This is a genomic window from Bacillus sp. H1a (genome assembly GCF_000633475.1).
Taxonomy (GTDB): Bacteria; Bacillota; Bacilli; order Bacillales; family Bacillaceae_G; genus Bacillus_A; species Bacillus_A paramycoides.
In genome coordinates this window covers 64,523-91,264 of the sequence record NZ_AYMH01000054.1, presented here as the reverse complement: position 1 = coordinate 91,264, position 26,742 = coordinate 64,523, and the positions used below count along the sequence as shown (strand labels likewise).

Genomic DNA, 26,742 nt, shown 5'->3' with positions numbered 1-26,742 from the left:
AGAATTTCCTCCTTACGGTTACTATTTTCCATCTCTTTCATATACTCCGTAAGCGATACTTGCATTTCTAACATTTCCTCTTGCTCATCTTCTTTTAAAAAGACAAGATTATGCTTAGACTCCTTGCGTATATAGTCAATTACATCTCTTTTTATAAGAAGATCAGCAAACGCTAGAAAAGATTTTCCTTTTTTATATGAATACTGTTCAATTGCTTCGTTAAACGCAAACAATCCAATGCTATATTCATCATCCTGTTCTGTAATATATCGGCGGCAGACAGACGAAATTGATTTTCTAATAAAAGGCTGATACTGTACGATAAAAGCGTCCTTATCTCCTCCGTTGTTTTGTATGTTATATACGATATCTTCTATTTTCGTTTTTTTTAAGATCTTCATTACTAAACTCAACACTAGTAATCTCCCTGCCTCCTTCTGCTTCAAATAGCAAAATGGTCACTAAACAAGTGACCATTTAACCACATTTTCTTAGTACTTTTTTTGGCTTGTCTTCTTGCTGTTGCTCATATTTTTCGAGGCCGACTTTTTTCACCGTTTTCTTAATGATTATTCTTTTCTGTTTGTGCTAGGATTAAATCCGCATTTTGATCTACCTTCTTATTCTCTTTCGCAATAGCGTCCGCTTGTTTTGCTTGCTCTTTTTCTATTTTAGCTGCAATCTTTGAATAACTCTTCTCTATATTTTTGGTAATTTCAGCTTTTGCTTTCGGATTCCCCGTTTAATCTAGCAATTTTATTAATGCTTCAATGTTATTTTCAATGTGTACTTTTACTTTCATTGCTTCTTTTTCTTCTTTGCCAAAATCTTATCTTACTTTCCTAAGTCTTCTGTCGCTTTTTTCTAATGTTTCTTGTGTAAAATTGCTTTTTAATCGTGTTTTTTCATAATCATTTTTCTTCCATTTTCTTTACTATATATATTCGAAGGAACAAAAAAATTTATGGGGGTCAAAAAAACATTTTTTATAAAATAGCTATTTATTTCAAAAATAAAAACCATCAATTTGAAAAAAGATTAATCAAATTGATGGTTTTCTTGTTATATTTATTAATTTTTTATAACTAAGGTTAATCATATAAGCCTTTAATTGTAGTTATCCTTTTTTCTGTTACTTCTATTGCAAACATGATACAAGATTTTATCGGCCACCCATCCACTAAAACCGTACAAGTTGGTTTCTCAATGTATCTAAAATAGTATCAGCTGTTCTCACTATTCCCTGCCGATTTTCTCCATTGTTATCTTTCTTGGTTATCATAATAGGTTTTATCTGCATATTTTTTATCATTTCCTTTTAGATAGGCTAAGATTACTTTTGGATTTTTAAGTAAAGCCCAGTCTCCATATTTATCAAATCTTCTGCATGAAGTTATCATTCCATTTTTAATTGTACCGAATTTCTTATTATTTTGCTTTCCCAATTCTTTTAACCGTTTAGCGAAATCTGCATCTTCTGCCATAAGCATATTTTCATTAAATCCGTTGATTGCCATAAAGTCTTTTTTATAGCACCAAAAAATCCCTACAGATATAGCTCCATATTTAAAAAGTAAGGGGATTATTATTAACATTGCGGAAAGGAATATTCCTAAAGATATTCTTTCAAACTTCCCAGTTACCCCACCCCCAATGTATTTACCTGAGGCTAAATATTTATCTACATTAGACAACATAGACTCTGTCATTTGGGTATCAGCGTCTATAGTAATAATTATTTCTCCACTAGCTATTTTAGCCCCTTCATTTCGGATTTTAGATAAGTTTTTATCGTTATTTTTTAATGTAATATAGTTATACGATTTTGCTATTTCCTCTGTTTTATCTGTGCAACGATTTAAAACAACTATGACTTCAGTTTGATCTTTATATGCCTCTGATGCCTTTGCAATTGAATCTAAACATTTTCTAATGTACTTTTCTTCATTGTGTGCAGGGATTATAATAGAAAACTTCACATCTTTTTCTAGATTGACTCCTGAAGATTCGTTTGTTTCAGTCATAATATTCCCCCTTATTTTATAAAGAAAATATCTATTATACATAACATATATTAACATTTATTAGGTTATATTATAGAAACTGAAGGTAAACTATTATATAAATTGTAGTGGATTAGTGTATCTCAATGATTCTACATGGAATGTATATAAACTGAACACAAAAGAAACCCTTCTAATTCGTTTAGAGGGATTTCTTTTGTTTATAAAGAGGTAGCCACATCGCTATTAAGTTTGAATTTCATAGTGCCCCCAAAACGAAAAAACGTTATTCTCTCTGTATAAATATACAGGAAGAATAGCGTTTTTTTACCTCTTCTATTAAATGTGCATGCTATGTTTACATATGATATGATGCCTGTATTAACCCTTTATTATTACTAAAGTGGGAAGTATACCAAAATAACATGATGAATACCCTGTCCCAAAGCGTGCGCAATCATCGCATATTGTAATCCTAGATTCTGGTACACCCAACCAAAAACCATTCCCAAAATGCTATAGCTGCTTACCATGATAAGGTTGTTCAGACCGCCAAACATCGTAATTGTTGCATTATTTTCAACTAAAAAAACGTTATCTTTTCTTGCAACAATATAAAAAGATAACGTTTTTTCTTTACTATGATAAAAGTTGGATATTTAAGAGTGTAACTAGTCGCTTACCAACAACCTTTTCAGGGAAGGTAAAATGCCCCTCTGCTATCAGTTAACAACTATTCATTTGTAATCAGTCCTTTAGAAATGATAGCAGTGCTTCATTAAATTCTTTGGCATGTGTTGCATTTAACCCATGTGGACCACCCTTTATTAAAGCTACCTTAGAATTAGGAATTGCTTCATGTGTTAGCTTCCCACTATATTCAAATGGAACAGTTGCATCTGAATCACCATGAATAACAAGGGTAGGTATATTAAACTTGACTAAATCTCCTCTGAAGTCCGTTTTGCTGAAAGCAGCAATACAATCTAGTGTTCCTTTAGGCGATGCACCCGCTGCAATATCCCTATTGTAAAGTCGGAATGGTTCACTGACTAAGTCAGTTCGATCTCCAGCAGCAAAAAATCCTCTCGTAAACTCATCAAGAAATGCTAGGCGATCATTTTTTACTCCATTTTCAAATCCTTGAATTGCTGCATCATCTAATACTCCCTCAGGATGATCTGCTGACTTGTAAAGAAATGGTGGTACAGCTCCTGCAAATACAGCCTTTTCTACTCTATTTGTTCCATAGTTTCCAATATAGCGAGCTACTTCTCCACCCCCCATTGAAAATCCGACCAGTGTGACATCTTGGAGATCCATATGCTCTAGTAACAGATGTAAATCAGTAGCAAACGTATCATAGTCATAACCGTTCCATGGCTGAGAAGATTTTCCGAACCCTCGACGGTCATAAGTTATGACTCTGTATCCAGCCTCAACGAGAGCAGGAACTTGGTATTCCCATGATCGACCGCTTAATGGCCAACCGTGAATTAGTACTACCGGCTTCCCTGTACCATGATCCTCATAATATAACTCAATAGGTGTTTGATTTTCGGTTCCTACAGTAATTTTTGCCATTCTTCTACCTCCAAAAATTATTTTGATATATATCCTTTTCTTCAATAATCCAAATGAATCTCGTAACCTATTTATGCACGTTTATGTTGTGGACTCTAAGCATGAAACTCTATTGTTCCGATGAATTCATTTTCTGTTTTTGTAACAATTCCCCATCTAATACCTTTTTCATCATGAAATAATTGCTGAACATTCCTCATATTCAATTCTAATAACAAAAATAGGTGACTATCAATATTGTTCTATCTATAGAATGTATAGGTAAAACCAATCAATTTTATGGTAAAAATAACTATAGTTACCATCTATACGAATTATAGATAATTTAGAATTGATTAATGAATTGGTTTTCAAATACTATAAATTTGTATAGCGCTTCATGTTCTGTGAATGCTGCTATAACTAATATAACGAAAAGAGGAATACATAATGGCTGATCTCTATTCTCGTATTAACAAAGATGATGCTGTCGTTCTTTTAGTAGATCATCAAACTGGTCTTATGTCCGGACTAGTACGTGACTATGGTGTTGATGAATTCAAGAACAATGTTTTAGCTCTTGCTCACACTGCTAAGTTTTTTGATTTACCAGTTATTTTAACAACAAGCTTTGAAAACGGACCTAACGGACCTTTAATGCAAGAATTGGTTGATCTCTTTCCTCACGCACCAAAAATAGCTCGACCTGGACAAATTAACGCATGGGATAATGATGATTTTGTAAAAGCAATCGAAGAAACTGGAAAAAAACAACTTATCATCGCGGGCGTAGTTACGGATGTTTGCGTTGCTTTCCCGGCACTTTCCGCTATAAAAGCTGGATATGAAGTATTTGCTGTTACCGATGCTTCAGGAACTTTCAGTAAACAAGTTGCAGATGCTGCCAATACGCGTATGGCACATAGTGGCGTACAACTTATGAACTGGTTTAGCGTAGCGTGCGAATTACAACGCGATTGGCGCAACGATGTCGAAGGTTTTGGCAATTTGCTTGCTAGTAATCTTCCAGGTTATCAAAATATAATTGGAAGCTATAGGGGAGCTCAGCGAGATCTTAGTAAACAAAATGCATAAATTTATTCCTAAGAAATAGCTATAAATCACTTTTTTTAAAGTGGATAGTATAAATTTAGCGCTGATTTAATCAGCAATCTCTTTTAAATTAAACAGTATAACAAAGCTTTTATTTTTACGATTACAGTTTAAATTAACAGAAAATAAATTATTTTCAAGAACTTAATTTGAAACAATTAAAAAAGGAGCGTTTTATTATGAGTAATTTAGAATTGTTAAATCCTGAGAACAGTGCATTAATTTTGATCGATTTTCAGCCTCAAATGACTTTTGGAGTTGCAAGTATTGACAGACAAACATTGATGAATAACGTTATGCTGCTTGCTAAATCAGCAAAAACTTTTAACGTACCTACTATTCTTACTACAGTTGAAACACGCAGCTTTTCTGGTTATTTTTGGCCACAAATTCTTGACATATTCCCAAACCATGAAATTATAGAACGTAGTTCAATGAACTCTTGGGAAGATCCCAAATTTGTTGAGGCAGTTAAAGCAACGGGTAGAAAGAAATTAATATTTGCAGCACTTTGGACTGAAGTTTGCCTTGCATTCCCTGTGCTTGAAGCAATTAAAGCTGGCTATGAGGTTTATGCAGTTGATGATGCTTCAGGTGGTACTAGTTTGACAGCACATAACGCTGCTATGCGTCGTGTAGAACAAGCTGGTGCAATTCCAGTGACAGCAATTCAAGTTTTACTTGAATACCAACGTGACTGGGCACACAAAGACACTTATGATGCTGTAATGGAAATTGTAAAGGAACACACTGGTGCTTATGGTCAAGGCGTAGAATACGCATATACTATGGTGCATGGCGCGCTTCCAAGCAGGAAAATATGAAACAAGAAGCAGTAGCTGGCAGAGAAACTCATACAGTGAACACGATGGATGCTGGCGGTCCAGTAACAACGATTGTTATATGGGAAATTCAAGAAGGTAGAGAAAAACAGTTTGAAACATGGAGACATGAAATCGAAGCTGCCGCTACTAAATTTCCAGGGCATTTAGGCGTAAATCTAATAGTCCCCAATAACGGATCCAGGGAGTATACTGTTATTTTTCGCTTTGATACGTATGAGCATCTACGTACTTGGCAAGAATCAGATATTCGTCGAGAATTGTTAAAAAAGGCAGAACAATTTCAAGCCACTAATCCAACTTACAAAACTGAAAGCAGTTTGGCTTATTGGTTTGTTACTCCGAAAACGCCAGTTCCACCGCCAAAATGGAAAATGTCTATTGTTACCCTTCTGGGTGTATGGCCTCTTAGCATGTTGGTTCCTAAAGTGATAGGACCTATTATAAAAAATATGAATCCTATTATGTCAGCTTTTTTTGTTTCTGTATGTATAGTGTCCTTACTATCATGGGTAGTTATGCCGGTTCTCGGTAAAATATTTCATCCATGGTTACAGAATAATAGGAAGTAGATGAGGTGTGAACATGAATTTACCGGATATGATCTTATATAACGGAAAAATCACTACCCTTGACCCATCTCACCCTGAGGTATCGGCTATCGCCATAACTGATGGTTTAGTCACTGCAGTAGGTGGAGATGAGCTTCTTGATAGTGCCACAGAAAAAACCAAAAAAATAGACCTTAAAAGAAAGAGAGCTATTCCGGGCTTGAATGACTCTCATATACACGTTATTCGTGGAGGTCTTCATTATAATATGGAATTGCGCTGGGAAGGTGTGCCATCACTTGCTATTGCTCTGGAAATGCTCAGAGAGCAAGCAAGGCGTACACCTGCTCCTCAGTGGGTAAGAGTAGTTGGAGGTTGGTCTGAATTTCAATTTAAAGAGAGACGGATGCCAACTTTGGAAGAGATTAATGCTGTTTCTGAAGACACGCCTGTCTTTGTGCTACATCTTTACGATAGAGCACTTGTAAATCGTGCAGGGCTGCGTGCACTGGGATACACAAAAGATACCCCAGACCCTCCAGGCTGTTTAATTGAGCGGGATAAACGAGGTAATCCAACGGGGCTTTTAATTGCCAATCCTAACGCTTCTATTCTTTATTCAAGTTTGGGTAGAGCTCCAATACTTAATTTTGATGACCAGATTAACTCAACTCGCCATTTTATGCGCGAATTAAATAGATTAGGTATTACAAGTGCCATTGACGCAGGTGGTGGGTTCCAAAATTATCCTGATGATTACAAAGTTGTTGAACATTTAGCCGAGAAGGAACAATTAACTTTACGTATTGCGTATAATCTATTTACGCAAAATCCAAATCATGAATATGAAGACTTTGCTTCATGGGCAAAAATTGTTTCTCCGGGTCAAGGAAATGATAAGTATAAAATGAATGGTGCCGGAGAAATGTTAGTATTCTCTGCAGCCGATTTTGAAAAATTTCAAATGCCGCGGCCCGAACTAGCTACGATGATGGAAGCTGACTTAAAGAAAGTAATTTCTCTATTGGTGGAAAACCGTTGGCCATTCCGTTTACATGCAACTTATGACGAGTCAATAACACGTTTCTTAAATGTTTTTGAGGAAGTCAACAGAGAAATTCCTTTTAATGGTCTACGCTGGTGGTTTGACCATGCAGAAACAATCTCAGATCGTAGCATGGAACGTGTTAAGGCTTTAAATGGGGGTATTGCCATCCAAGACCGCATGGCTTTCCAAGGTGAATACTTTGTTGATTTATACGGAAAGGAAGCTGCAAAGCGAACTCCTCCGACTTATCGTATGCTAGACCTGGGTATACCTGTTGGCGCCGGTAGTGATGCAACCAGGGTTTCCAGCTATAACCCTTGGGTTGCTCTTTACTGGATGGTTGCCGGAAAAACTATTGGTGGTCTTTCGATATACGATGAAAAAAATAAACTTGACAGAAAAGTAGCCCTGGAACTATATTCCAAAGGAAGTGCGTGGTTCTCTGGTGACGAAGGTAAAAAGGGAACCCTTGCAGTAGGTCAGTTTGCTGATATTGCTGTATTATCTGCTGACTACTTTACTGTACCAGAAGAAGAAATCAAAGACCTTGAATCATTACTCACCATTATGGGTGGGCAGGTTGTTTATGGAAATGATGAATTTAAAAATTTATCACCTGAATTGCCGCCAGCATCACCTGATTGGGCACCGACGGGAGTTTATGGTTATGGTGGTGCTAACCTAGCCCACAATATACTTTCTCACGATACCCATGATCACAAATTACATAGTTGCAGTAACCCTCTCCATCAACACACTCATACCGTAATAGGAAAAGATGGAACTAAATGGGGTATTGGTTGTACTTGCTTTGCTTTCTAAGTCCGAACCACCGGTATAATGTCGGTGGTTTTCTTTCTACAATAAGGGTTTGGGGCCGAAGACGGAGCCAAATAGTAATGGTATTAAGATCATAATAGTAATATGGGCTCTGGTGCAAATAATATGTAGATTCGAAATAGCAGTGTATCCCTAACGTAATCTATTACTATGCGGTAAGACCGAAGAGTTGATTGATTAACTTGACTTGTTTCTGGCAGACTTCTCTCCTTGCAAAGCCTGCCCTTTTTATATCCGCTATCTTAATCTCCTATTTTATACCAAGGGATGCAAATAAGAAACCTGAAGGATTTGTTTTCTCTTGTTTTATTAAAATTGGAGTAATATTTAATAAAAAAGACTTACCTATTTTCTATATTATTCCTTCTTTCAATCACCACATATTTCTAGCGTACTATTAACTATAAGAAGGGAGTGCAGAAATGGAAGAAAAGAAAGTGACCTGGTTAGAACTCTTTTATGATTTGTTATTTGTGGCGGCGGTGACGGCTGCGACTCATGTTTTACTTCATGTTGAGGATGGTCATATCCATGCAGAGTATTTAGTAAAGTTTGTCTTAATTTTTATTCCGATTTGGTGGTCTTGGGTAGGGCAAACCATCTTTGTTAACCGGTTTGGAAAAGATTTATTTCATCAACGAATCTTTTTGATCCTGCAAATGTTTTTTGTCCTAATAATGACATCAAGCTTATCAGCTGATTTTGATCCTTATTATCTTTCTTTTTTAATTGGCTATATTGGATTAAGGGCCGTGACTGCAATCCAATATCTTGTTGTCCAGCGTATAGAAGAGGGAGCTCGAAAAAAAGCAGCACTCTTTTTAGGAAGATATTTTTGGATTGGAATCGGTATTTCATTATTATCCGTCTTTTTTGATTCTTGGATTCGATATGCTGCGTTGTATTTAGGAATTCTTATCGATATTATTGTCCCACTGCTTGGAAGAAAGTGTTTAGAAAAGGTTCCGACAAATACAGCTCACTTGTTAGAGAGATTTGGTCTATTTTCCATTATTCTCTTTGGGGAAGCTCTTATAAGCACTCTTGTGGTCATTCAACCTAAACAAGGAAATTGGGATTCAATAAGCTTTGCGATCATTTCATTTATCCTCATTATTTCGATGTGGTGGCAATATTTCGATAACATGGAGAAGAAACTCGACAAGTCTAGACAAACTTCCGGTCAAATTATAATTTACGGTCATCTGTTTATTTTAATGTCTTTGAGTATGGTTGCAGCATCCATTAGACTATTATTTTTACATGAGGTCTATTATTCTTTTATCCTATATTTTGTTTTTGGTTCTGTATTGCTCTATTTCCTGTCAACTACAATTGTTTTTCATCAATACAGGTTTGAACAACACCGTTTGAAAATTTATCATTTATGCTTGTTTTTAGGGATTTTAGCAATCTTTTTTGTTATAAATTTGATTATAGTAGTACCAAATATTGTGATAATAGGACAATTAACTCTATTTTTTATCATCTATGCTAAATTAACAACTACATAAATAAAAGCATCAAATAAACCAGTATCAAACTATAATACTGGTTTATATATATATGTGTTGGTAACTTTTACATTTGACATTAAATCCACTGCCTTTGACTTTAATGTAGGTCTCATCCCAAGATTTATAGATTACTTTCGATTTTTCTGATTTTTTCGTACTAGAATCATTAATGTTTCTATTATACTGATACTTTTTCAGGATCATTTAACTTCTGCATAAAGATACGTGCTGCAAAACTTAAAAATTTATCATCAAAGTGAATAAGATTAATATCTTGACTTGGTGTTGGATCAACAATACGAACTATGCTCAAGGAATCATTATTAACAAAATCAACCAGTGAGAGTGGTATTATGGCAACCCCATGTCCATTGCATACAAGGCTCAATAGAGAAATAGAAGATTTTGTTTCTATATTTGCTTCAGATAAAGATAACCCTAAACTTTCACAATATATCTTAATTGATTCACGACAACTACATGAAACCATTATTCTACTCAGCCCTGCTAATTCTCGAAAAGAAACAAATGATTTTTCATTCAAAGGATGATTTTTTGGAATTACAAGGACGAGATCTTCGCTATACAAAAGGGTGCTTGTTAATGTGTCTGGGATTTGAGCACTACGTGTGATCCCTATATCAATATTTTTGTCAATGATTTGATTTACAGCAACTTCTGATTCTATAATTTTTACTACGATGTTGGGATAATGTTGTTGAAACTTCATAATATAAGGTGTTAAATAAGTGAGATCTTCTAATAAACCTCCTATAGTAATCACACCTCTTTTTACACCCTTTAATTCAAAAATTTCATTATAGACCTCATCAAATTGTTGCATGATAAATCTCCCTTTATCAAACAGCAACTTACCTGCTTCTGTAATTTTGATACCTCTTCCAACTCGATGAAATAAAGGTGTATCAAGTTCACCTTCTAACACACGTATTTGTTGACTTAAAGTCGGCTGTGAAATACCTAGAACTTCCGCAGCTTTAGTAAAACTACCATTATTACAAACTTGAATAAAATACTCTAAATGACGTAATTCCATTCTTGATATCCACTCTCCTTTTTATGAAGGATTCACACTTAAAAGAACACTATGTATGCATTGGCTTAACAACTATCTTTCCTGTTTATATGAATTGTAATCCCATGATTTCTTTATTTTGGATACCATTAAATGACTACATTTATTGATTTCCCTCCCCTTATTTATTTAATTTATATTTAATTAGGATATTACTAGTTCGAGATATATGTCTGAAAATTTATAGTTCTCGCACGTAATATCCTAATTTTCTCAACTGTTCAATTATCACTTTTTTCTCACCAAAGCCTAAACCACCAAATATTTACCTAATCGCCTCTTTATGCTGAGGGAAAATAGTATCCATCAATTCAATGTCTTCTGAAGTAATTGACGCATACGTGACACGGCGGTCTTTAGGACATAGTTTTCTTATTAAGAACCTCTTCTTTTCCAACATCACAACTACATACGTAATACTGCTACTTGCAAGTAATAGTTTTTCTCCAATTTTTTTATAGGCTAATCGCCTTTACTGTATAGTAAGTAACTCAGGAACTGCAAATTCAGTTGGAATAAGTTCATAACTTTTTATATTTTCTTCAATACGCTTTGTGATTGATTATACTGCCCTTGGTAATACCAAAAATAACTTTCAAGATAAGTTCTCATCATAAATCATGATCATAATTACCAATCTTTTGCAAATTATCTTGAATTCGAGATTTATTATATTACCGTCAAAATATTATGTCAATAATTCACTTTAGTTTTATCAAACCTCTTATAATTTATTTCTCAATATGAGACATGTTGAATCGTAATAAACCAATTGTTAATATATAGATATCTCAATTACGTTATTTCTTTTAATGAGAGCTTGTTTTCTACCATAAGCTCTTTTTTTATCATAGTCTAACTAGAGTTCAGACACATTTTACACGGTGAGTTTGGTCCCCTTTCAGCGATAGTGACAAAAAATCTGGCTCTGGCGCTAAAACCTCAAAACAATCGCAATTAATCTCTAAAGCTCGGACATACCAATGAATAAGCAGTCAGACGAATCCTGACTGTTTAAATTTGATTATAGAACTATTTCTCAGTGGCGAAATAAAGCAGTGCTATGGTCGGAAAAGCGATTCCCACCCATAATGCTGCACTCCATCCACCTGAGGCGTATGCCCATCCTCCGATAGAGGATCCAACAGCACCACCCAAAAAGAAAATAGCCATGAATAATCCATTTAAGCGACTACGAATTTCTGGCTCCAAAGAGAAAATCAAACGTTGACTTAGCACAAGGTTTGCTGATACTCCCATGTCTAGTAGAATAGCTGAAATTACTAGAATAGCTATTCCGATAGGCGAACTACTTTGAATAATGAGTGGTAATAATAAAGCAACGATGACAACAGTGAGAGCTATCCCAGTGGCGGGTCGTGTCCATCCAAGATCAGCTAAGCGACCACCTATCGGTGCAGCTATTGCCCCTGTAATTCCGACAAGTGCATATAGTGCTATAGCTGTCTGAGAAAAATGAAAAGTAGGACTAGACAATAATAACGGCACAGTGGTCCAGAATAAACTGAAAGTCCCAAATACACACGCATGATAAATTGCGCGACGACGTAAGATTGGAGTAATTCGCAGCAGTTGCCACATTGAACTAAGTAAGGCGATATAGTTTGTTCTTGTCGTTGGTTTCCTAGTAGGAAGTAATTTTAATAATATAATCGCCAAGACAACGATTACGGTAGCAGACAAAGTAAATATTGCATTCCACCCCCAGATATCAGCTACTAGACTTGATATCGGACGTGAAAGCATAATACCTAATAACAGACCACTCATGACATTGCCAACTACGCGACCGCGTGCCTCTTCCGATGAAAGGTATGATGCAAAAGGTACGAGCACTTGAGCCGCGACCGATCCCAATCCGATAAAGAATGAAGCTACTAAGAACAAGATTCCATGCTTTGCAAAAACTGTGGCAGTTAGGGCAACTGCACTTAGAAATAACAATATAACTATCAACTTTCGATTCTCAACAATATCCCCCAAAGGTACAAGAAATAGTAAGCCGACAACATATCCAATCTGGGTTAGCGTAACAATTAAGCCAGCGCTGCTATTAGAAAGCCCTATTACATTACTAATTACCCCAATCAAAGGCTGTGCATAATAAAGATTAGCCACAATGATACCACATGCAATTGCTAGAAGAATGGTTAACCCCCCTGAAATTTCCTTATTAATTGCTTGATTTTTAAAATTAGACATAACTAACTCCTCCCATACTTTTATTTCGGAATTACTAAATCATCTTGGCAAAAGCTTCTGCGATATTATCGGTCATTGTACTAAGTTGAAATTGAACCACTTTCAATTCTTCTTTTAAAAGGTTCAATTTCCCCACTCTTTCACTCCCTTTTTCTAAGTATTTTTTAGTAAATGATGTAACGAAGCTTTGGACTTCGCTGCATCGTTTACCATCACAAAACTCCTTGTTAATTAATAAACTGAACGTTTAGTTTATTAATTAACAAAAATAATATACTAAACGTTCAGTTTTGTAAATAGTCTATTTTACTTTTTATTCATATTAAGTATACTAAACGTATAGTTTATGTTCTTGAAAGGAATGATTAATGTGCAAGGAAAAAGAGGACGACCACGTAATATCGAAACCCAAAGGTCTATCCTTTCCGCATCCTATGAGTTATTGCTGGAAAACGGTTTTAAAGCAGTCACAGTCGATAAAATTGCAGATCGTGCTAAAGTTAGCAAAGCTACGATTTATAAATGGTGGCCTAATAAGGCTGCTGTGGTAATGGATGGTTTTCTTTCCGCTGCCGCAGCCAGATTGCCTATACCTGATACAGGCTCGTCATTTAATGATATCGTAATACACGCCACGAGTTTAGCCAGTTTTTTGACAAGTCGGGAAGGGACCATTATTAATGAGTTAGTAGGCGAAGGACAATTTGATTCAAAACTGGCAGAGGAATATCGTACTCGATATTTCCAGCCCCGTCGACTGCAAGCAAAGCAACTTCTGGAGAAGGGAATTCAAAGAGGAGAATTGAAAGAAAACCTCGATGTTGAATTAAGCATTGATCTAATTTACGGACCCATTTTCTATCGATTGCTAGTAACCGGTGAAAAGTTGGATGATTCCTATGTCCATCATTTAGTGATGAATGCATTTGAAGGAATCCGATTGACCTAAATAACATTAGAACAAACCTTTGTTTACCATGAAATTGCCGATTCTCCACTCTCTCGATATAAACCATCATAACCTTTCTTCACTTTAATATAGCTGAGCGATATCGACCACAGGAGAATCGAAGAGAACTTTTTGAATCTATACCTGACCGAGAAACTGGGTTTCCAATCATATTAATGGATGGGATTGTGTAACTTTAGAGAGTATTGAGGGATATTATATTATACGAAAACGCTAGTCAAAAGTAAAACCATACAGTAGGCTGGCTTTACTTTTGACATAATTTTTGTTTCCCTTACAATCGTTTTAAAAAGATAGTCATTTTTTTAGGGATGCTCTTACTGACGACGTTCAAAAGCAAGACGTACCGCAAGACCTGTCAAGACGCTTGCCATAAGCCAACGCTGCACTCGCAGCCACGTTGGGCGTGTGCCAAACCACTTGGCAACTCTACTTGCTGTAAACACAATTAGGAGATTGACGATAAAGCTAACCGTTATTTGCGTAAAGCCCAAAACTGCACCTTGTAGAAGTAACGATCCCTTCTCAGGATCTTCAAATTGAGGTAAAAGTGATACATATAAAATAGCAATCTTGGGATTCAGAAGATTAGTCATGAGTCCCATTAGAAATAATTTCCGTGGTGGCTCAATAGAAATAGTACGAGGTTCCATAATAGATGTAGCCCCAGGCTTAATCGAATTCCAGGCGAGCCAGAGCAAGTAAGCGGCACCTGCCCACTTGACTGCTTCATAGACAGCGGGAACAGCAAGGAAAAGAGCTGTAAGTCCGAACATTGTTGCGATTATATAAATTATGAAGCCAAGCATGATACCCAAAAGAGAAATGAATCCTGCCATACGCCCCTGCGTAATCGAGCGAGAAATGAGATAAATCATGTTAGGCCCAGGTGAACAAACCATGCTAAGTGAAACAAGTGCAAAAGCTAGCAAAGTACTAAAACTGACCATGTATCTTCCCCCCTTTTATCTTACATAAATTTCTTATCGTTCATTTTATCACGAGTGTGGAGAGAAAAGATTAACATTACGTACTATTATCGGTAGTAAAGAAAAGGCAGATCCCTGTCTCTTTCTCTTTCTATGACTTTGTTCATTTTTTTACATTCGGTTCTTATTTGTTACTGGATTAGCTGAGGTCTGTATAAAATTTTGCATGTTCTTAGCTTAATAACAATGTACGCTATTTTGAACAATATAAAAAAGGCTAACAATTCAAGATCGTTAGCCACACCTTCCATAATCGCGCCTGTTAAAATAAAACAAACGACTAGGTTCTTTAACTTACACTATATTCTCCTTTTATTACAAAAAAAGACCCCCGAATTGTTCCAGCTAATTTAGACTTCTGCCTAGCAAACTTAAACTTCTCTTCTAACTCCTTTGGTATCTCCATTCCTTCAGAAAGCTTAAATCCGACAGCCCGCTTCTTCGGGTTATCCAATGTATACATGACGTTGACTGCAAGACCATCCTCATAAAAGACGTAGGTAAATTTAATATTTTCCACTTGAAAACAAGATGTTTCTATAGGTTTCGCCGCAAACTCAATATTACGCTCTTCTTTCAAAATGCGGTTCACATAATCAAGATTCTCCTTACTTTCACTAGCTGGTACAACCGTAAATTCATACTTGTATTTGTTCATAAAGTAACGGGCCTCATGGGCACGTAAACCAGCAAGCGCTTCTGCTACAGGTGAAGACTCTAAGCCAGCTGTAGTTACATTTTTAAAATCTACGATATTGGACAATTCCATCTCTCCTTTTAACTCTTTACTTCCTAACAACTGGAATCCACATTTCACCAAAAACTAAGCCGTTTCGCTGTCCCATCTCAACCGTTGTATTTGGCCCTCCAACATAGGCAAACTCCTTCGCTTCTCGTAAGACTTGACCAAAGGCAATTCCAGTAAGCTTATTACTTAACTCCTCAGCTGTCTTGCCTTCCCCCTTAACTACTAGGTATTCTCCCATAGGAAACTGGATAACTCTAGATTCTTCTTGTATCGTTTCCTCTGTCATGACACCAGCATAATACATCATCTTGTTATTTACCGCTTCGCTCACGGAAAAAATGTAATCATTTGTAGCTATAGCTTTTAAAGTATCCAGCCTTCCATCTTGTTTAACGGCCCACCAAAAGTCTTCCTTTTCTTTATTTATTCCAGCAAAGTCTGTGTATTCGCTCTTAAGTTCAGTTCCAATACCTAAAACAATAAAGCTATCTTTTTCTTCTAAAGTATAATTTTTCATATTCAAAACCTTCCTCTTTTTTATTAATCAAACGATTTATCTTTTCATCTGATGAGTTTATAATATCCTTAAATCATGTCAAAAAATGATACTGTTTAGGAGACCAAAATGAAAAAAGTTGAACGGATTAATACCCTCATGCGGTATATCAACAACCGCTCCCACTTTACAATTTCTGAAATCATACGAGAATTTAACATCTCACGATCGACAGCTATTAGAGACATTAGAGAAATTGAAGCCATGGGGATGCCACTTGTCGCTGAAGTTGGAAGGGCTGGGGGATATTTTGTTATGCATAACTCTATCCTGCCCGTTGTTCGCTTTACTGATAATGAGGTTAAAGCTCTTTTTATTGCCTTTATGGCTACAAGAAATCAACAACTCCCCTATCTAAAGAGTCGTCAATCTTTAGCCGAAAAAATACTGGGACTCATCTCAGAAATCCAGCAGGATGACCTTGTTCTTTTAAATCAAATCTTGCTTTTTGAAGGGACTAATCCCCACAATCCCGACCTACTTGAGCTTTCTGACCTCCCCCACCCTATGTTAGAAAAACTCATCCAAATCCTTCTTTTGGATAGCCATTTATTGATCACCCTAAAAGAAGAGAATGTGATCAAGTCTTATCCAATTTATCTACTACACCTTTATCAAGAAAAAAGCCATTGGATAATTGAAGGCTTTGACATAAAAGAAGAAAAAAAGAAGATGTTTCTTGTCGATCATCTCATTAATGTCGAGCCCTATAAGACGAAAAAGAGATTAAGTAAGAAAAAGATTTTAGAAAAACTAAGTAAGAAAGACGAAGCAATCAACCTTGTACTTGAACTTGGTCCAAAAGCGATTGCCCAGTTCAAAAAATACCATCCTTTAAAAATTTCTATTTCCTATACAAATCCTTATCAATCCACAGCCATTCTAAAGACTTTTATCAATGTTAACAATCTCGACGAATTAACAGAAATAACAAATTGGCTACTTTTCCTAGGTAAAGATATCAAAATCAGGGAAGTGCCTGAAGAAGTGTTAGAAGGTTTACAAGAGAGATTATGTTTATACTGCCCATAAGCAGTGACCAGTTACTTCTATTCAAATACCTAGTAAAACCATTTTATTCGCTACGGCTGCTTTAAACGCTTTTCTAGTAATAACGCCAACACAAAAAAGACATGAACTAATCTTAGTTCATGTCTTTTTATATTAGAGTTTAACCCTCATTAAATTGCTTGTTTAAGTTTCGAATGTGGATTTATCTTATCCATAATCTCTTTCGTTCTTTTTTCATATCCCACTATTTTTGCACTAAAACAAACAATAGTGAATTAGAATAATGACTTAATACTTGCTAGGACAGTAAGGATACCTATAACAATGACAAATACATTGCTCGCTTTCCCTCTATATTTAGCTAGTACTGGTACTTTACGAATTGCATACATTGGTAATAGACATAAAATAGCAGCAACTAATGGACCGCTAAGGGCATCAATGATTCCAAGAATACTTGGATTTGCATAAGCAACATACCAGCATGTTAATACGACAAAAGTAAGAATCATTGTCTTAACTGTTTTTTCTCCTATATCTTTCCCACGTTTTTTACCGGACTTGATAATCATGTCACGCATTACCTCATACGCTCCTATATAATGGCCAAGGAAAGACTTTGTAATAGCCACAAACGCAATGATAGGAGCTGCAATAGTGATTACAGGAGAATTAAGCTCATTAGCAAGATAGGATAGGATTGACAAGTTCTGTTCTTTTGCCACCTTAAGATCATCTGGAGTCAAACTTAAAGTACTGCTCCAAACAAAGAACATAACAACAACGAATGTCATGATATAACAAACTTTTTGTATTTGAGCACACTTGGCATCAGTAGCGTCTATTCCATACGTAGCTCTCTGTTTCATAACGAATGACGAAATCATAGGAGAATGATTAAACGAGAACACTATGATTGGTAGTATCATCCATATCGTTCCAAAATATCCTGTTCCTGTTGAAGCAGTAGAAACACTTGAAAAACTAAGCATTGACGTATTCCACTGTGGAATTAAAGATATTGCGATAAAAAGTAGAGAAGCTATGAAAGGATATACTAGCATGCTCATTATCTTTACAGTGATATCTTGACCAAAATTTAGTATAGCGATAAGACCGAGTACTAATACAAGCGATAAAATGGCCCTTGGAGGCTCCTGCATGTGCAATTGATGCACCATAAAACTACTCGCAGTATTTGTAAGTGCAACCGAATACATCAACACGATCGTATAAATTGAGACGAAATATACTATGTTAAAAATGATACTTGCCTTATTTCCGAAATACTCTCTTATCGTGCCTGTAATCCCCTCATCAGCAGAATTTGAAGCGTATATCATTTTAGCAAGCGCCCTATGTGAATAATACATAACAGGATATGCAAGTATGGTAATTAACAGTAATGATAATAAACCACCTGAACCTGCATTAATAGGTAAAAAGAGTACTCCTGCTCCAATTGCTGTTCCAAAAAGGCTCAATGCCCAGGTAGTATCTTGTTTATGCCACTTTTTAGGATCTAGATATTCCTCATTTTTTACTGCAGTATTTTCAGCTTGAAATTCTATATTTTTTGCAGTATTCCCATTCATATAATTATTCCCCCTTGTATCCTATTCTTACGTCTCTTTTTAGGCTTAGGAACATAGACCATTTTTGAAAAATGAATCGCTTACAAAATTCTCCATACTGTAAACGATTCCACCTAAACCTGTCTGTCTCTCTTAATTTGCGAGGCATTTATGCTCCAACCAACCCTATACATCGTTTCAATAACTTCGCCAGCAGTTATGATATTGTTTACGCTAGCTAATGCGATGTCCACTGCTGCTGAACTATTTTGAATAAATCCCCCTTCTAAGCACACACCTTTCTTAAAGTAATCGTGTCATTCTGTCCAATTTTAAAATGTTTGATATTTTCTCCGTCGGTAATAGATTACCTCTCGACGCCCTCATTATAACGTTAATATTTACGAGTCTAATGTTTTTTTATTTTTAGAAAGATTGAATAATCAGAATTATGAATAGATAATTAATTCCAAGTGGTATGTAGCAATTGTGTCCATCGTTTGAAGCTGTATTAGTCGGTAGAAAAGCAAAAATAATACAGAGTTCCTTTTGTTAACACATTGATTATATTAGGAACTCGTTATAAAGATACTTATATTCTCCTTTGTTGAAGTACCTTATTTTAGAAGTGAAAACTGTTATACTAAATGATCAATGCAGATGTAAAGAAATAAATTAAGAAAACATAAAATTATTTTAGCGAATATTTATTACATATAATGAATTTATATTCATTTTTCAGAAAAAAGGAACTTCTCCCCCAAGGAGCCACCACAACTTCTATAATGATTGACATGTTACGCCTTTTAAAAGAATAACTCCACAGGATATCTTTTACAATATGTAATATTTATTAAGTGTAGTTTTATCTAAATATGCATAATTACATAAAGTTTATGAGAAAAAGAGAGTATACTTTGGTATTGTGTAATAAAGATAAAGCCCACCTACGGAAATAGGTGGGCTTTTCATATATAAAAATTGCATTAATTATATGACGATTAGAATTGAGTTCAAAATATTATTTCTTCCCCTTTAACTCTCTCAGTCTGCTTTTTTTCAACGTCTGAACCTACATACGTACCAACTGTGTAACCAGTAAAAATACCAACAACTATAGCAATAACTAAGATTAATGTGATTTCAATCCACTTTTCCAAACATATATTTTATTTCGGAAAATTTAGTTGTCACGAGACACCGAACCGATGGTGTACTTACCCTAACTGACGTTTAAATGCTTTATTGGCGAAGAAGTAAGCGATGACCATGAGGCCGACGCACCAAGCAAGCGCGACCCAGATATCGTTGCTAACAGACCCTTCATACAAGAGGGCACGAATCGCATTCACGATTGAAGTCACAGGCTGGTTCTCAGCGAACGCACGAACAATTTTTGGCATAGTTTCGGTAGGAACAAAAGCCGAACTGATAAATGGTAGAAAAATTAGCGGGTACGAGTAGGCTGTCGCCCCTTCCATAGACTTCGCTGTCAATCCGGGAATGACAGCCAGCCATATCAGCGCTAGTGTAAACATCCCGAGTATTCCAGCTACCGCGAGCCAATCTAGAATATTAGCACTAGAACGGAAGCCCATTAAAAGCGCAACAAGGATAACCACTACGATAGTAAGCACATTAGCAACGAGTGAGGTTAATACGTGAGCCCATAATACTGACGAGCGCTTGATGGGCATAGTAATGAAACGTGCCATCAACCCACTCTTTACATCCGTAAACAACCGCACGGAAGTGTAAGCGACACCGGATGCGATAGCCATCAGCAAGATTCCCGGCAATAAATAATTGACGTAGTTATCCGTTCCTGTCTCTATGGCGCCGCCAAATACGTAGACAAACAACAGCATCATCATAATTGGTGTAATCGCTACTGTAATAATCGTATCCGGACTGCGCATAATATTGCGCATTAAACGACCTAGTAATACCCCTGTTTTGCTCTTCATTTACATCTCCTCCTTTTTGCCGATGATTGCAAGGAAAATTTCTTCCAATGTCGGCTGTTTCTCGATATACTCCACTTTTGCTGGCGGGAACATCTCTTTAAGTTCAGTAAGAGTACCAGTCGTAATAATTTTTCCGCCATGCAAGATAGCGATACGGTCCGCCAGTTGTTCTGCTTCCTCCAAGTACTGAGTTGTCAACAAGATTGTTGTGCCACCGCCAGCCAGTTCCTTGACGGTATCCCACACTTCAATCCGCGCTTCGGGGTCAAGCCCTGTCGTCGGTTCGTCGAGAAAAATGACTGCTGGCGTCCCGATCAAGCTCATGGCGATATCTAATCGGCGCTTCATCCCTCCCGAATACTGGTCTGCCCTCTGGTTAGCTGCATCTGTCAGGCTAAATCTTGCGAGCAAATTGTCAGCAACTTGAGCGGGATTGGAAACTCCACGCAACTTGGCGATCATTATCAAGTTTTCTCTCCCCGTGAGCATACCGTCTAAAGCTGCGAACTGTCCTGTCAGACTGATGCTTTGACGAACATAATCCGGTTGACGCTGAACGTCAAAACCGCAAATGCCTACTTCGCCGCCATCGGGCTTCATCAGCGTCGAGAGGATGTTGACCGTCGTCGTCTTGCCAGCTCCATTTGAGCCCAGCAGTGCGAAAATTTCGCCACGCTGCACCTCAAAATCCACCCCCTTTAACACTTCCTTATCTTTAAAGGATTTTTTTAATCCTTTTACAGAAATCGCTGCATTGGTCATACTTTTTTCCTCCTTATAAAAAATATTTTGCAAAGCTAGACTGCCTACACTTCTCTATTTAGTATCACTGATAATCTGTATTACTTAGTACTGATTTAAAAATATAACTGAATAGCGATGGCGGCAATTCACATTTGTAACCAGCTAATCAGTCGGTATTACCTATTGCATTTATTTTTTTCTCAATTGTTTCATGATACTTTCATTCAAATCTTCACGATACTTGGAGACATAAGTTTTAGCATTTGCCACTAGTTCGTCAGCAAAAGATGCCACGTCCTCCCCAGTGATTTCAAGCACTTGTCTGCCTTCCGCCGCACCGGCTTCAAACAAATCGATTAATTCATACTGTATGTGTAGCATATCCATCCCGTTGCCCGCTGAGAAATTCCACATGTAGTTTTGAATTTTCTTAAATACAAACTGGTAGTCCTCTGGCAGAGCCCCAACTCGTGCCATCATCATTTTGTACTCTTTTTTATCACCAATTAATTTTTTGAACATTTCCATCATATTGTTTTTCCTCCTTTTTTATAAAGCAGAACAAGAAATTCCAAAAACATTAGACGTAATAACTTATCTTATGAAGCTAGTTTGACTTCAAGACGTTAATCTTTGAGGATACAAAATCCCATTTTCCCCAAAACAATTCAAGCTCCTGGCGGCCAGCATCATTAAGTGAATAAAACTTACGGGGCGGCCCCATATCTGACGGTTTCTTTTCAATATTCACAAGCTTTTTCTTCTCTAATCGTACGAGGATGGTATACACAGTTCCTTCCACGACTTCGGTAAACCCAAGATCATTCAGGTGACGGGTAATCTCATAGCCATACGTTTCACGGCGACTGATGATTTCCAGCACACATCCTTCCAGCGAACCTTTCAGCATTTCAGTTAAATTTTCCATATTCTGATCCTCCTCTACCCCCTATTCTGTCTGACTTATATTCAGTATTACAGAGTACTAAGGCGAATTTTTACTGAATAGCTTTTGAAAAACCCCACTATTCAGTATTACTTATTACAAGTACATTGTATGACTAAGTAGAGAGAATGTCAACTGATTTTCAAATTTTTTCTAAAATCCGCTATTACCTATTGTTTACTGAATATATTTTGAGAAACAACACTATTCAGTATCGCTTATTACAAGTACATTGTATGACTAAGTAGCGATAGATGTCAACTCGATTTTTATATTTTTTCTAAAATCAACTATTACCTATTAGATACAGCCGATTTTCTTTTTGAAAAAATTTCGCCACATACTTATCCTACTAAGAAAAGAAAATACCCCAACACAAAAATTCTACCTTTTTGTGTTGGGGCGCTATACTATACAGAAGTTAATGAATATGGCTAACTCTTCTTATTAATAAGACGGATCATTTTTTTGTTACGATAACATCATATCCATATCTTCTGCTGCAGTTGTAATTAGTTTTAAACCAAATGTTTCTTGTAATACCTCAAGCACGCCAGGTGAAATAAATTCAGGGGCCTTTGGACCAATGCGGATATCTTGAATCCCAAGACTAAATAGCCCAAGTAAAATGGCAACCGCTTTTTGTTCAAACCATGATAGAACAATACTCACTGGCAATTCATTCACTTCACATTGAAAAGCATCTGCTAAAGCGGCCGCTATTTTCACTGTCGAAATTGAGTTATTACATTGCCCTAAATCAATGTAACGCGGAATCTCCGTACCAGGTACAACACCATAATTTACATCATTAAAGCGGAATTTCCCACAAGAAGTTGTTAAAATAACCGTTTCTGGCGGAAGTGACGTTGCTAATTCACGATAATATTCTCCTCCTTTTCCCGGGGCATCACAACCTGCAATGACAAAGAAACGCTTTATTTTCCCTTCCTTCACTGCCTCAATAATTTCTGGAGCTAATGATAATACTGTATTATGATGAAACCCTGTCACTAACTGTTCATCCGAATCCATATGTACTTCTGGAAGTTCTAGCGCTTTTTGAATCAATGGTGTAAAATCATCATTTTCAATTTTTCGTACACCTTCTAGACCTGCAATGTCATATGAAAAGAATCGATCAGAGTATGATCCTTTAATTGGCATAACACAGTTCGTCGTAGCTAAAATGGCACCAGTAAATTTTTCAAAAAGACGTCGCTGATCATACCATGCCTTACCAATGTTTCCTTTTAAATGTTTATATTTTTTCAATTGTGGATATCCGTGTGCTGGTAGCATTTCAGAATGCGTATAAATATTAATTTCTTTTCCTTCTGTTTGCTTTAGTAATTCCTCTAATGCAAATAAATTATGACCAGTAACTACAATTGCCTTACCTTCTACATGATTTTGTGTAATTTGAACAGGCTCTGGAACACCAAAGTGATTCGTATGTGCCTCATCTAATAACTCCATCACTCGTAAAGCTGATTTCCCTACTTTCATAGCCATATCAATATGTTCTTGTTCATTAAAGTTAGAATTTGTTAATGTCATATATAACGCTTCTTGCGTTGTAGCATCTACAAATGCATCTGTATACCCTAGCTGAGCAGCATGGGTACGATAAGCTGCAATTCCTTTTAACCCAAACACAATCGTATCTTGTAAACTTGCAATGGTTTCATTCTTTCCGCAAACACCTATTACTTTACATCCACCTGTTGGCGTTTGTTCACATTGATAACAAAACATATCATCCCACCCTCTCCCAATCATTCCTTACAAACTAAGCATAATACCCATTGAGAAAAAGGGATGTGATATCAATCACAATAATATGTAAAAGTTTGTGACAGTTCATATTGTTGACATAATATTTTTATTGACACTTTAAAATTCATACATAAGCATGGACACTTCTATTGATGGTTCCAAACATCTAGATAATTATTTTAAAGAAATGCTAGCGACATTTTGATTCATCAATATATGTAAAGCAACTAAATCTTTTACTTACTAGTTCATTGTACAAAACCAAGATTTCGTAATATATTTGTCAATAAAGAGTTTTGAATCTCTTAAGCAAATAGTTGTAATTCATCAGTTACAGAAATAAACTTAGAAAAACGCCATCCTTTTCTATCATTCAACAGAAGAATGGCGTTTTTTTCATTTTGAGGAACAATCATTTTTTTGTTAAAAACGTTTTAAAGACTTTATGAGAAATCTCTTTATTTACAATACTTTTACACTGTCTTAACATTATTTACATTACTTTATGATATATTGATATAACAACTACTTAAGGAATTTCATGTACATTTTTATCTTTATGATCTCTTATCTAATTGATAAAGAAATCATGTTATATTTTTATAACAGGGGTGAACTTTGATGACTGAAACTTTAAAAACACTTATAATGCTTGATGCTACCTACGTTGTTATAGCAATTATGACGGTACTAGTATTTGTATACTTAGAATTAAAATCTCAGTGACGTATTCAGGCGTAATCGATAGCTTCAGCATTTAAATATAGCTAGAATAAACAGAGAAGGAAATTGTTTTCTTCTCTCTTTTGTATTCCAAAAGTTTCTTAAATCTACAATAAGCTTCATCATTATTTTATTTCTCGTTTCTTATTTCAACAAATCTAGTGTATGTAAAAGCAATCCTTTGTCACCTACATGACCATGACCAGGTACTACTGAAATCATATTTCCATATCGGTTCAACACATTTTCAATTGATCCGGACCACTCATTTACATACGCATCAGCAACATTCCCTAAATCTTTGGCTTCCGTAGATTTCACTAAACAGCCTCCAGCTAAAATTTTATATTGAGGTAACCATACGACAATGTTATCTTCTGTATGTCCTTTACCTGGATAGAACGTTTCTACTTTCATATTTCCATACTTCATACTCGTAATCGTTTGCAAGTCTCCAAGCGGCTCCTCATAACCATTTTTCTTTGCTAGTTCCGCAGTTAATGCTGTACTATGCGCTTTAATACCTCTTTCTTTCAACGTTTTAATTCCGCCAATTCGATCCTCATGTGCATGTGTAATAATGACATCAGTTACTCGCTTCTGAAACTTCTTTTCTACCATCTCTATTAATTCTTTCGTTAACTTATCATCCCAAGAAGAGTCTACAAGTACTAAACCTTTAGAAGTATTAAGAACTAGACCGTTCGAAGGAACTGTAACTCCGTTAAAATAACCCAACTCAGTATGAACCCATACATGTTTGTTTAGCTGAGAAATTGAAATTGTTCCTGTCTCATTTTTTATTACTTTCTGTTCTACCTCTTGTTCTGCTTGTACAGGAGATATTGCAGTAGCAAATTGACTTGCTCCTAGTAAACTAACACATAGCCCTATTTTTAATAACGTATTCTTTTTCATCCTTATCAATCCTTTCTTTCAAAGCAAATAGTTATTACCTATAATAGACAATTCATTCCAAAAGTTTGTTCCATCTTTTCTTACATATTTTTTATTAATCTTTCATTCCATAATTCTCAAACTCTTCCTCATTCCCATAAAACACATTCAAGTCAATATATTTTTCTTTTCCATTATAACCGCTTAATCTTCCACGGTTCGTGTATTGCCAAAACGTCCATTTTCTCTCATCGGATAAACTCGGCTTTGTAAGAACACTACGAATCCATATATCACATTCAGGATATGCATCTTTTATGTACAAGTCATACGCCTCTTGAGTTGCATACAATATCACGTTCTTATCATAATGTTTTTCTAACATTTTTATCATTACCGTCAACTCTTTCGTAACATCTTCACGCTTAGGGGGATTGTCTTTTTTATCACCGTAAAACTCAACATCTATAACTGGTGGCAATGCTCGTTCATGTTTTGGAACAGTTCTTATGTATTGCTCTGCTTGCGTTTCACCCTTACTATCAAAACTAAAAAAATGATACGCTCCTATACGCATATTTGTCTTATCAGCATTAGTCCAATTTTCCGAAAAGTACTCATCCACAAACGAGCTCCCTTCAGTAGCCTTTATAAACGCAAACTTCATATTCTGTTTTTCTAACTCTCTCCAATCTATCTCTCCTTGATAAGATGCGACATCTACACCTTTTATTAAAAACTTATCCGCTTTTAATTGATTTGGAATGAATATCCCTTGGAAAATCAAGTAAACAACTATCCCCATTACACTAATTAAGGTAAGAAATCCTCCTATTATAAGCTTCTTTTTCATCTGTATCTCTCCTTTGTATACACTAAACTCATACTATTCTAAAAAGAACTCGGCTTACAAGACCAAGTTCTTTTTAAAGCAACTATTTTCCATTTTCTTTTATTCTCTCCTTCTATTAAAACTCACCTTTTTATTCCATTCACAACACTTCTCTTTATTTACTAATGTATAATAAAGTTAATATTCCGT

General features: G+C 35.9%; 23 protein-coding genes and 4 pseudogenes. 7 read left to right on the top strand and 20 right to left on the bottom strand.

The window, feature by feature from the left end; all coding sequences use genetic code 11:
- The 4 genes and pseudogenes from U860_RS0124025 to U860_RS0124015 form a co-directional block, all read right to left on the bottom strand.
- A partial coding sequence (locus U860_RS0124025) for a sigma factor (protein ID WP_025150511.1) occupies positions 1–416 on the bottom strand: 416 nt, incomplete at its 3' end.
- A gap of 678 nt (positions 417–1,094) precedes the next feature.
- Positions 1,095–1,282 (bottom strand): annotated as a pseudogene (locus U860_RS36620) (hypothetical protein); the annotation flags it as partial.
- Positions 1,263–2,024, bottom strand: coding sequence for a glycosyltransferase (locus U860_RS0124020; protein ID WP_025150510.1), 762 nt, complete (start codon positions 2,022–2,024; stop codon positions 1,263–1,265). The pseudogene U860_RS36620 and the gene U860_RS0124020, both read right to left, overlap by 20 nt.
- Before the next feature lie 726 nt (positions 2,025–2,750).
- Complete coding sequence (locus U860_RS0124015; protein ID WP_025150509.1) at positions 2,751–3,587, bottom strand: alpha/beta hydrolase; 837 nt, start codon at positions 3,585–3,587, stop codon at positions 2,751–2,753.
- Between the two features lie 429 nt (positions 3,588–4,016).
- On the opposite strand from U860_RS0124015, the gene ycaC reads away from it, so the two are divergent.
- The 5 genes from ycaC to U860_RS0123985 all read left to right on the top strand — a co-directional run bounded on the left by ycaC (position 4,017) and on the right by U860_RS0123985 (position 9,474).
- Entirely contained in the window at positions 4,017–4,661 is a 645-nt protein-coding gene (ycaC, locus tag U860_RS0124005; protein ID WP_029953068.1) for an isochorismate family cysteine hydrolase YcaC, read from the top strand.
- A gap of 197 nt (positions 4,662–4,858) precedes the next feature.
- Positions 4,859–5,503 (top strand): hydrolase, encoded by a 645-nt coding sequence (locus U860_RS0124000; RefSeq protein ID WP_025150507.1) that lies wholly within the window; start codon positions 4,859–4,861, stop codon positions 5,501–5,503.
- Positions 5,500–6,093, top strand: a complete 594-nt coding sequence (locus U860_RS0123995) for an antibiotic biosynthesis monooxygenase (protein WP_025150506.1) — start codon at positions 5,500–5,502, stop codon at positions 6,091–6,093. The genes U860_RS0124000 and U860_RS0123995 overlap by 4 nt, the downstream gene beginning before the upstream one ends.
- 13 nt (positions 6,094–6,106) lie before the next feature.
- Positions 6,107–7,942 carry an amidohydrolase gene (locus U860_RS0123990; RefSeq protein ID WP_025150505.1) on the top strand — a complete coding sequence of 612 codons (1,836 nt, stop codon included), beginning with the start codon at positions 6,107–6,109 and terminating at the stop codon, positions 7,940–7,942.
- A gap of 440 nt (positions 7,943–8,382) precedes the next feature.
- Complete coding sequence (locus U860_RS0123985) at positions 8,383–9,474, top strand: low temperature requirement protein A (protein WP_025150504.1); 1,092 nt, start codon at positions 8,383–8,385, stop codon at positions 9,472–9,474.
- Positions 9,475–9,655: 181 nt separating this feature from the next.
- Here U860_RS0123985 and U860_RS0123980 read toward each other — a convergent pair whose 3' ends face one another.
- From U860_RS0123980 to U860_RS0123975, 3 genes and pseudogenes are all read right to left on the bottom strand, one after another.
- Entirely contained in the window at positions 9,656–10,534 is an 879-nt protein-coding gene (locus tag U860_RS0123980) for a LysR family transcriptional regulator (protein ID WP_025150503.1), read from the bottom strand.
- A gap of 220 nt (positions 10,535–10,754) precedes the next feature.
- Positions 10,755–11,159: pseudogene (locus U860_RS34070) on the bottom strand (MarR family transcriptional regulator).
- Between the two features lie 446 nt (positions 11,160–11,605).
- A complete protein-coding gene (locus U860_RS0123975) occupies positions 11,606–12,796 on the bottom strand; it encodes an MFS transporter (protein WP_025150502.1) in 1,191 nt (396 codons plus the stop codon).
- Positions 12,797–13,166: 370 nt separating this feature from the next.
- Here U860_RS0123975 and U860_RS0123965 point away from each other — a divergent pair, with 370 nt between their 5' ends.
- A complete protein-coding gene (locus U860_RS0123965) occupies positions 13,167–13,745 on the top strand; it encodes a TetR/AcrR family transcriptional regulator (protein ID WP_025150501.1) in 579 nt (192 codons plus the stop codon).
- Between the two features lie 338 nt (positions 13,746–14,083).
- Here the strand turns inward: U860_RS0123965 and U860_RS0123960 are convergent, their stop codons facing one another.
- The 3 genes from U860_RS0123960 to U860_RS0123950 all read right to left on the bottom strand — a co-directional run bounded on the left by U860_RS0123960 (position 14,084) and on the right by U860_RS0123950 (position 16,020).
- Complete coding sequence (locus U860_RS0123960) at positions 14,084–14,716, bottom strand: LysE family translocator (RefSeq protein WP_025150500.1); 633 nt, start codon at positions 14,714–14,716, stop codon at positions 14,084–14,086.
- A gap of 328 nt (positions 14,717–15,044) precedes the next feature.
- Positions 15,045–15,524 carry a hypothetical protein gene (locus tag U860_RS0123955; RefSeq protein WP_033795475.1) on the bottom strand — a complete coding sequence of 160 codons (480 nt, stop codon included), beginning with the start codon at positions 15,522–15,524 and terminating at the stop codon, positions 15,045–15,047.
- Between the two features lie 16 nt (positions 15,525–15,540).
- Positions 15,541–16,020: a GyrI-like domain-containing protein gene (locus U860_RS0123950; protein ID WP_025150498.1), complete on the bottom strand. Its 480-nt coding sequence runs from the start codon at positions 16,018–16,020 to the stop codon at positions 15,541–15,543.
- 108 nt (positions 16,021–16,128) lie between these two features.
- On the opposite strand from U860_RS0123950, the gene U860_RS0123945 reads away from it, so the two are divergent.
- Positions 16,129–17,091: an HTH domain-containing protein gene (locus U860_RS0123945; protein WP_025150497.1), complete on the top strand. Its 963-nt coding sequence runs from the start codon at positions 16,129–16,131 to the stop codon at positions 17,089–17,091.
- 254 nt (positions 17,092–17,345) lie between these two features.
- Here the strand turns inward: U860_RS0123945 and U860_RS0123940 are convergent, their stop codons facing one another.
- The 10 genes and pseudogenes from U860_RS0123940 to U860_RS0123895 all read right to left on the bottom strand — a co-directional run bounded on the left by U860_RS0123940 (position 17,346) and on the right by U860_RS0123895 (position 26,553).
- Positions 17,346–18,665, bottom strand: a complete 1,320-nt coding sequence (locus U860_RS0123940) for an aromatic amino acid transport family protein (RefSeq protein WP_025150496.1) — start codon at positions 18,663–18,665, stop codon at positions 17,346–17,348.
- A gap of 124 nt (positions 18,666–18,789) precedes the next feature.
- Positions 18,790–18,913, bottom strand: a pseudogene (locus U860_RS36615) (L-serine ammonia-lyase, iron-sulfur-dependent, subunit alpha); the annotation flags it as partial.
- 710 nt (positions 18,914–19,623) lie between these two features.
- Positions 19,624–19,804: pseudogene (locus U860_RS36610) on the bottom strand (hypothetical protein); the annotation flags it as partial.
- A gap of 57 nt (positions 19,805–19,861) precedes the next feature.
- Positions 19,862–20,611, bottom strand: a complete 750-nt coding sequence (locus U860_RS0123930; protein WP_025150495.1) for an ABC transporter permease — start codon at positions 20,609–20,611, stop codon at positions 19,862–19,864.
- Positions 20,612–21,373 carry an ATP-binding cassette domain-containing protein gene (locus tag U860_RS0123925; protein ID WP_025150494.1) on the bottom strand — a complete coding sequence of 254 codons (762 nt, stop codon included), beginning with the start codon at positions 21,371–21,373 and terminating at the stop codon, positions 20,612–20,614.
- A gap of 171 nt (positions 21,374–21,544) precedes the next feature.
- Positions 21,545–21,886 carry a DUF1048 domain-containing protein gene (locus U860_RS0123920; RefSeq protein WP_025150493.1) on the bottom strand — a complete coding sequence of 114 codons (342 nt, stop codon included), beginning with the start codon at positions 21,884–21,886 and terminating at the stop codon, positions 21,545–21,547.
- A gap of 76 nt (positions 21,887–21,962) precedes the next feature.
- Positions 21,963–22,283: a PadR family transcriptional regulator gene (locus U860_RS0123915; protein ID WP_025150492.1), complete on the bottom strand. Its 321-nt coding sequence runs from the start codon at positions 22,281–22,283 to the stop codon at positions 21,963–21,965.
- A 489-nt stretch (positions 22,284–22,772) separates the two neighbouring features.
- Positions 22,773–24,059: a hydroxylamine reductase gene (gene hcp, locus U860_RS0123910; RefSeq protein WP_025150491.1), complete on the bottom strand. Its 1,287-nt coding sequence runs from the start codon at positions 24,057–24,059 to the stop codon at positions 22,773–22,775.
- Positions 24,060–24,947: 888 nt separating this feature from the next.
- Positions 24,948–25,721 carry a BcII family subclass B1 metallo-beta-lactamase gene (bla2, locus tag U860_RS0123900; RefSeq protein ID WP_025150490.1) on the bottom strand — a complete coding sequence of 258 codons (774 nt, stop codon included), beginning with the start codon at positions 25,719–25,721 and terminating at the stop codon, positions 24,948–24,950.
- A gap of 94 nt (positions 25,722–25,815) precedes the next feature.
- A complete protein-coding gene (locus U860_RS0123895; protein WP_025150489.1) occupies positions 25,816–26,553 on the bottom strand; it encodes a GH25 family lysozyme in 738 nt (245 codons plus the stop codon).
- Positions 26,554–26,742: the final 189 nt, after the last annotated feature.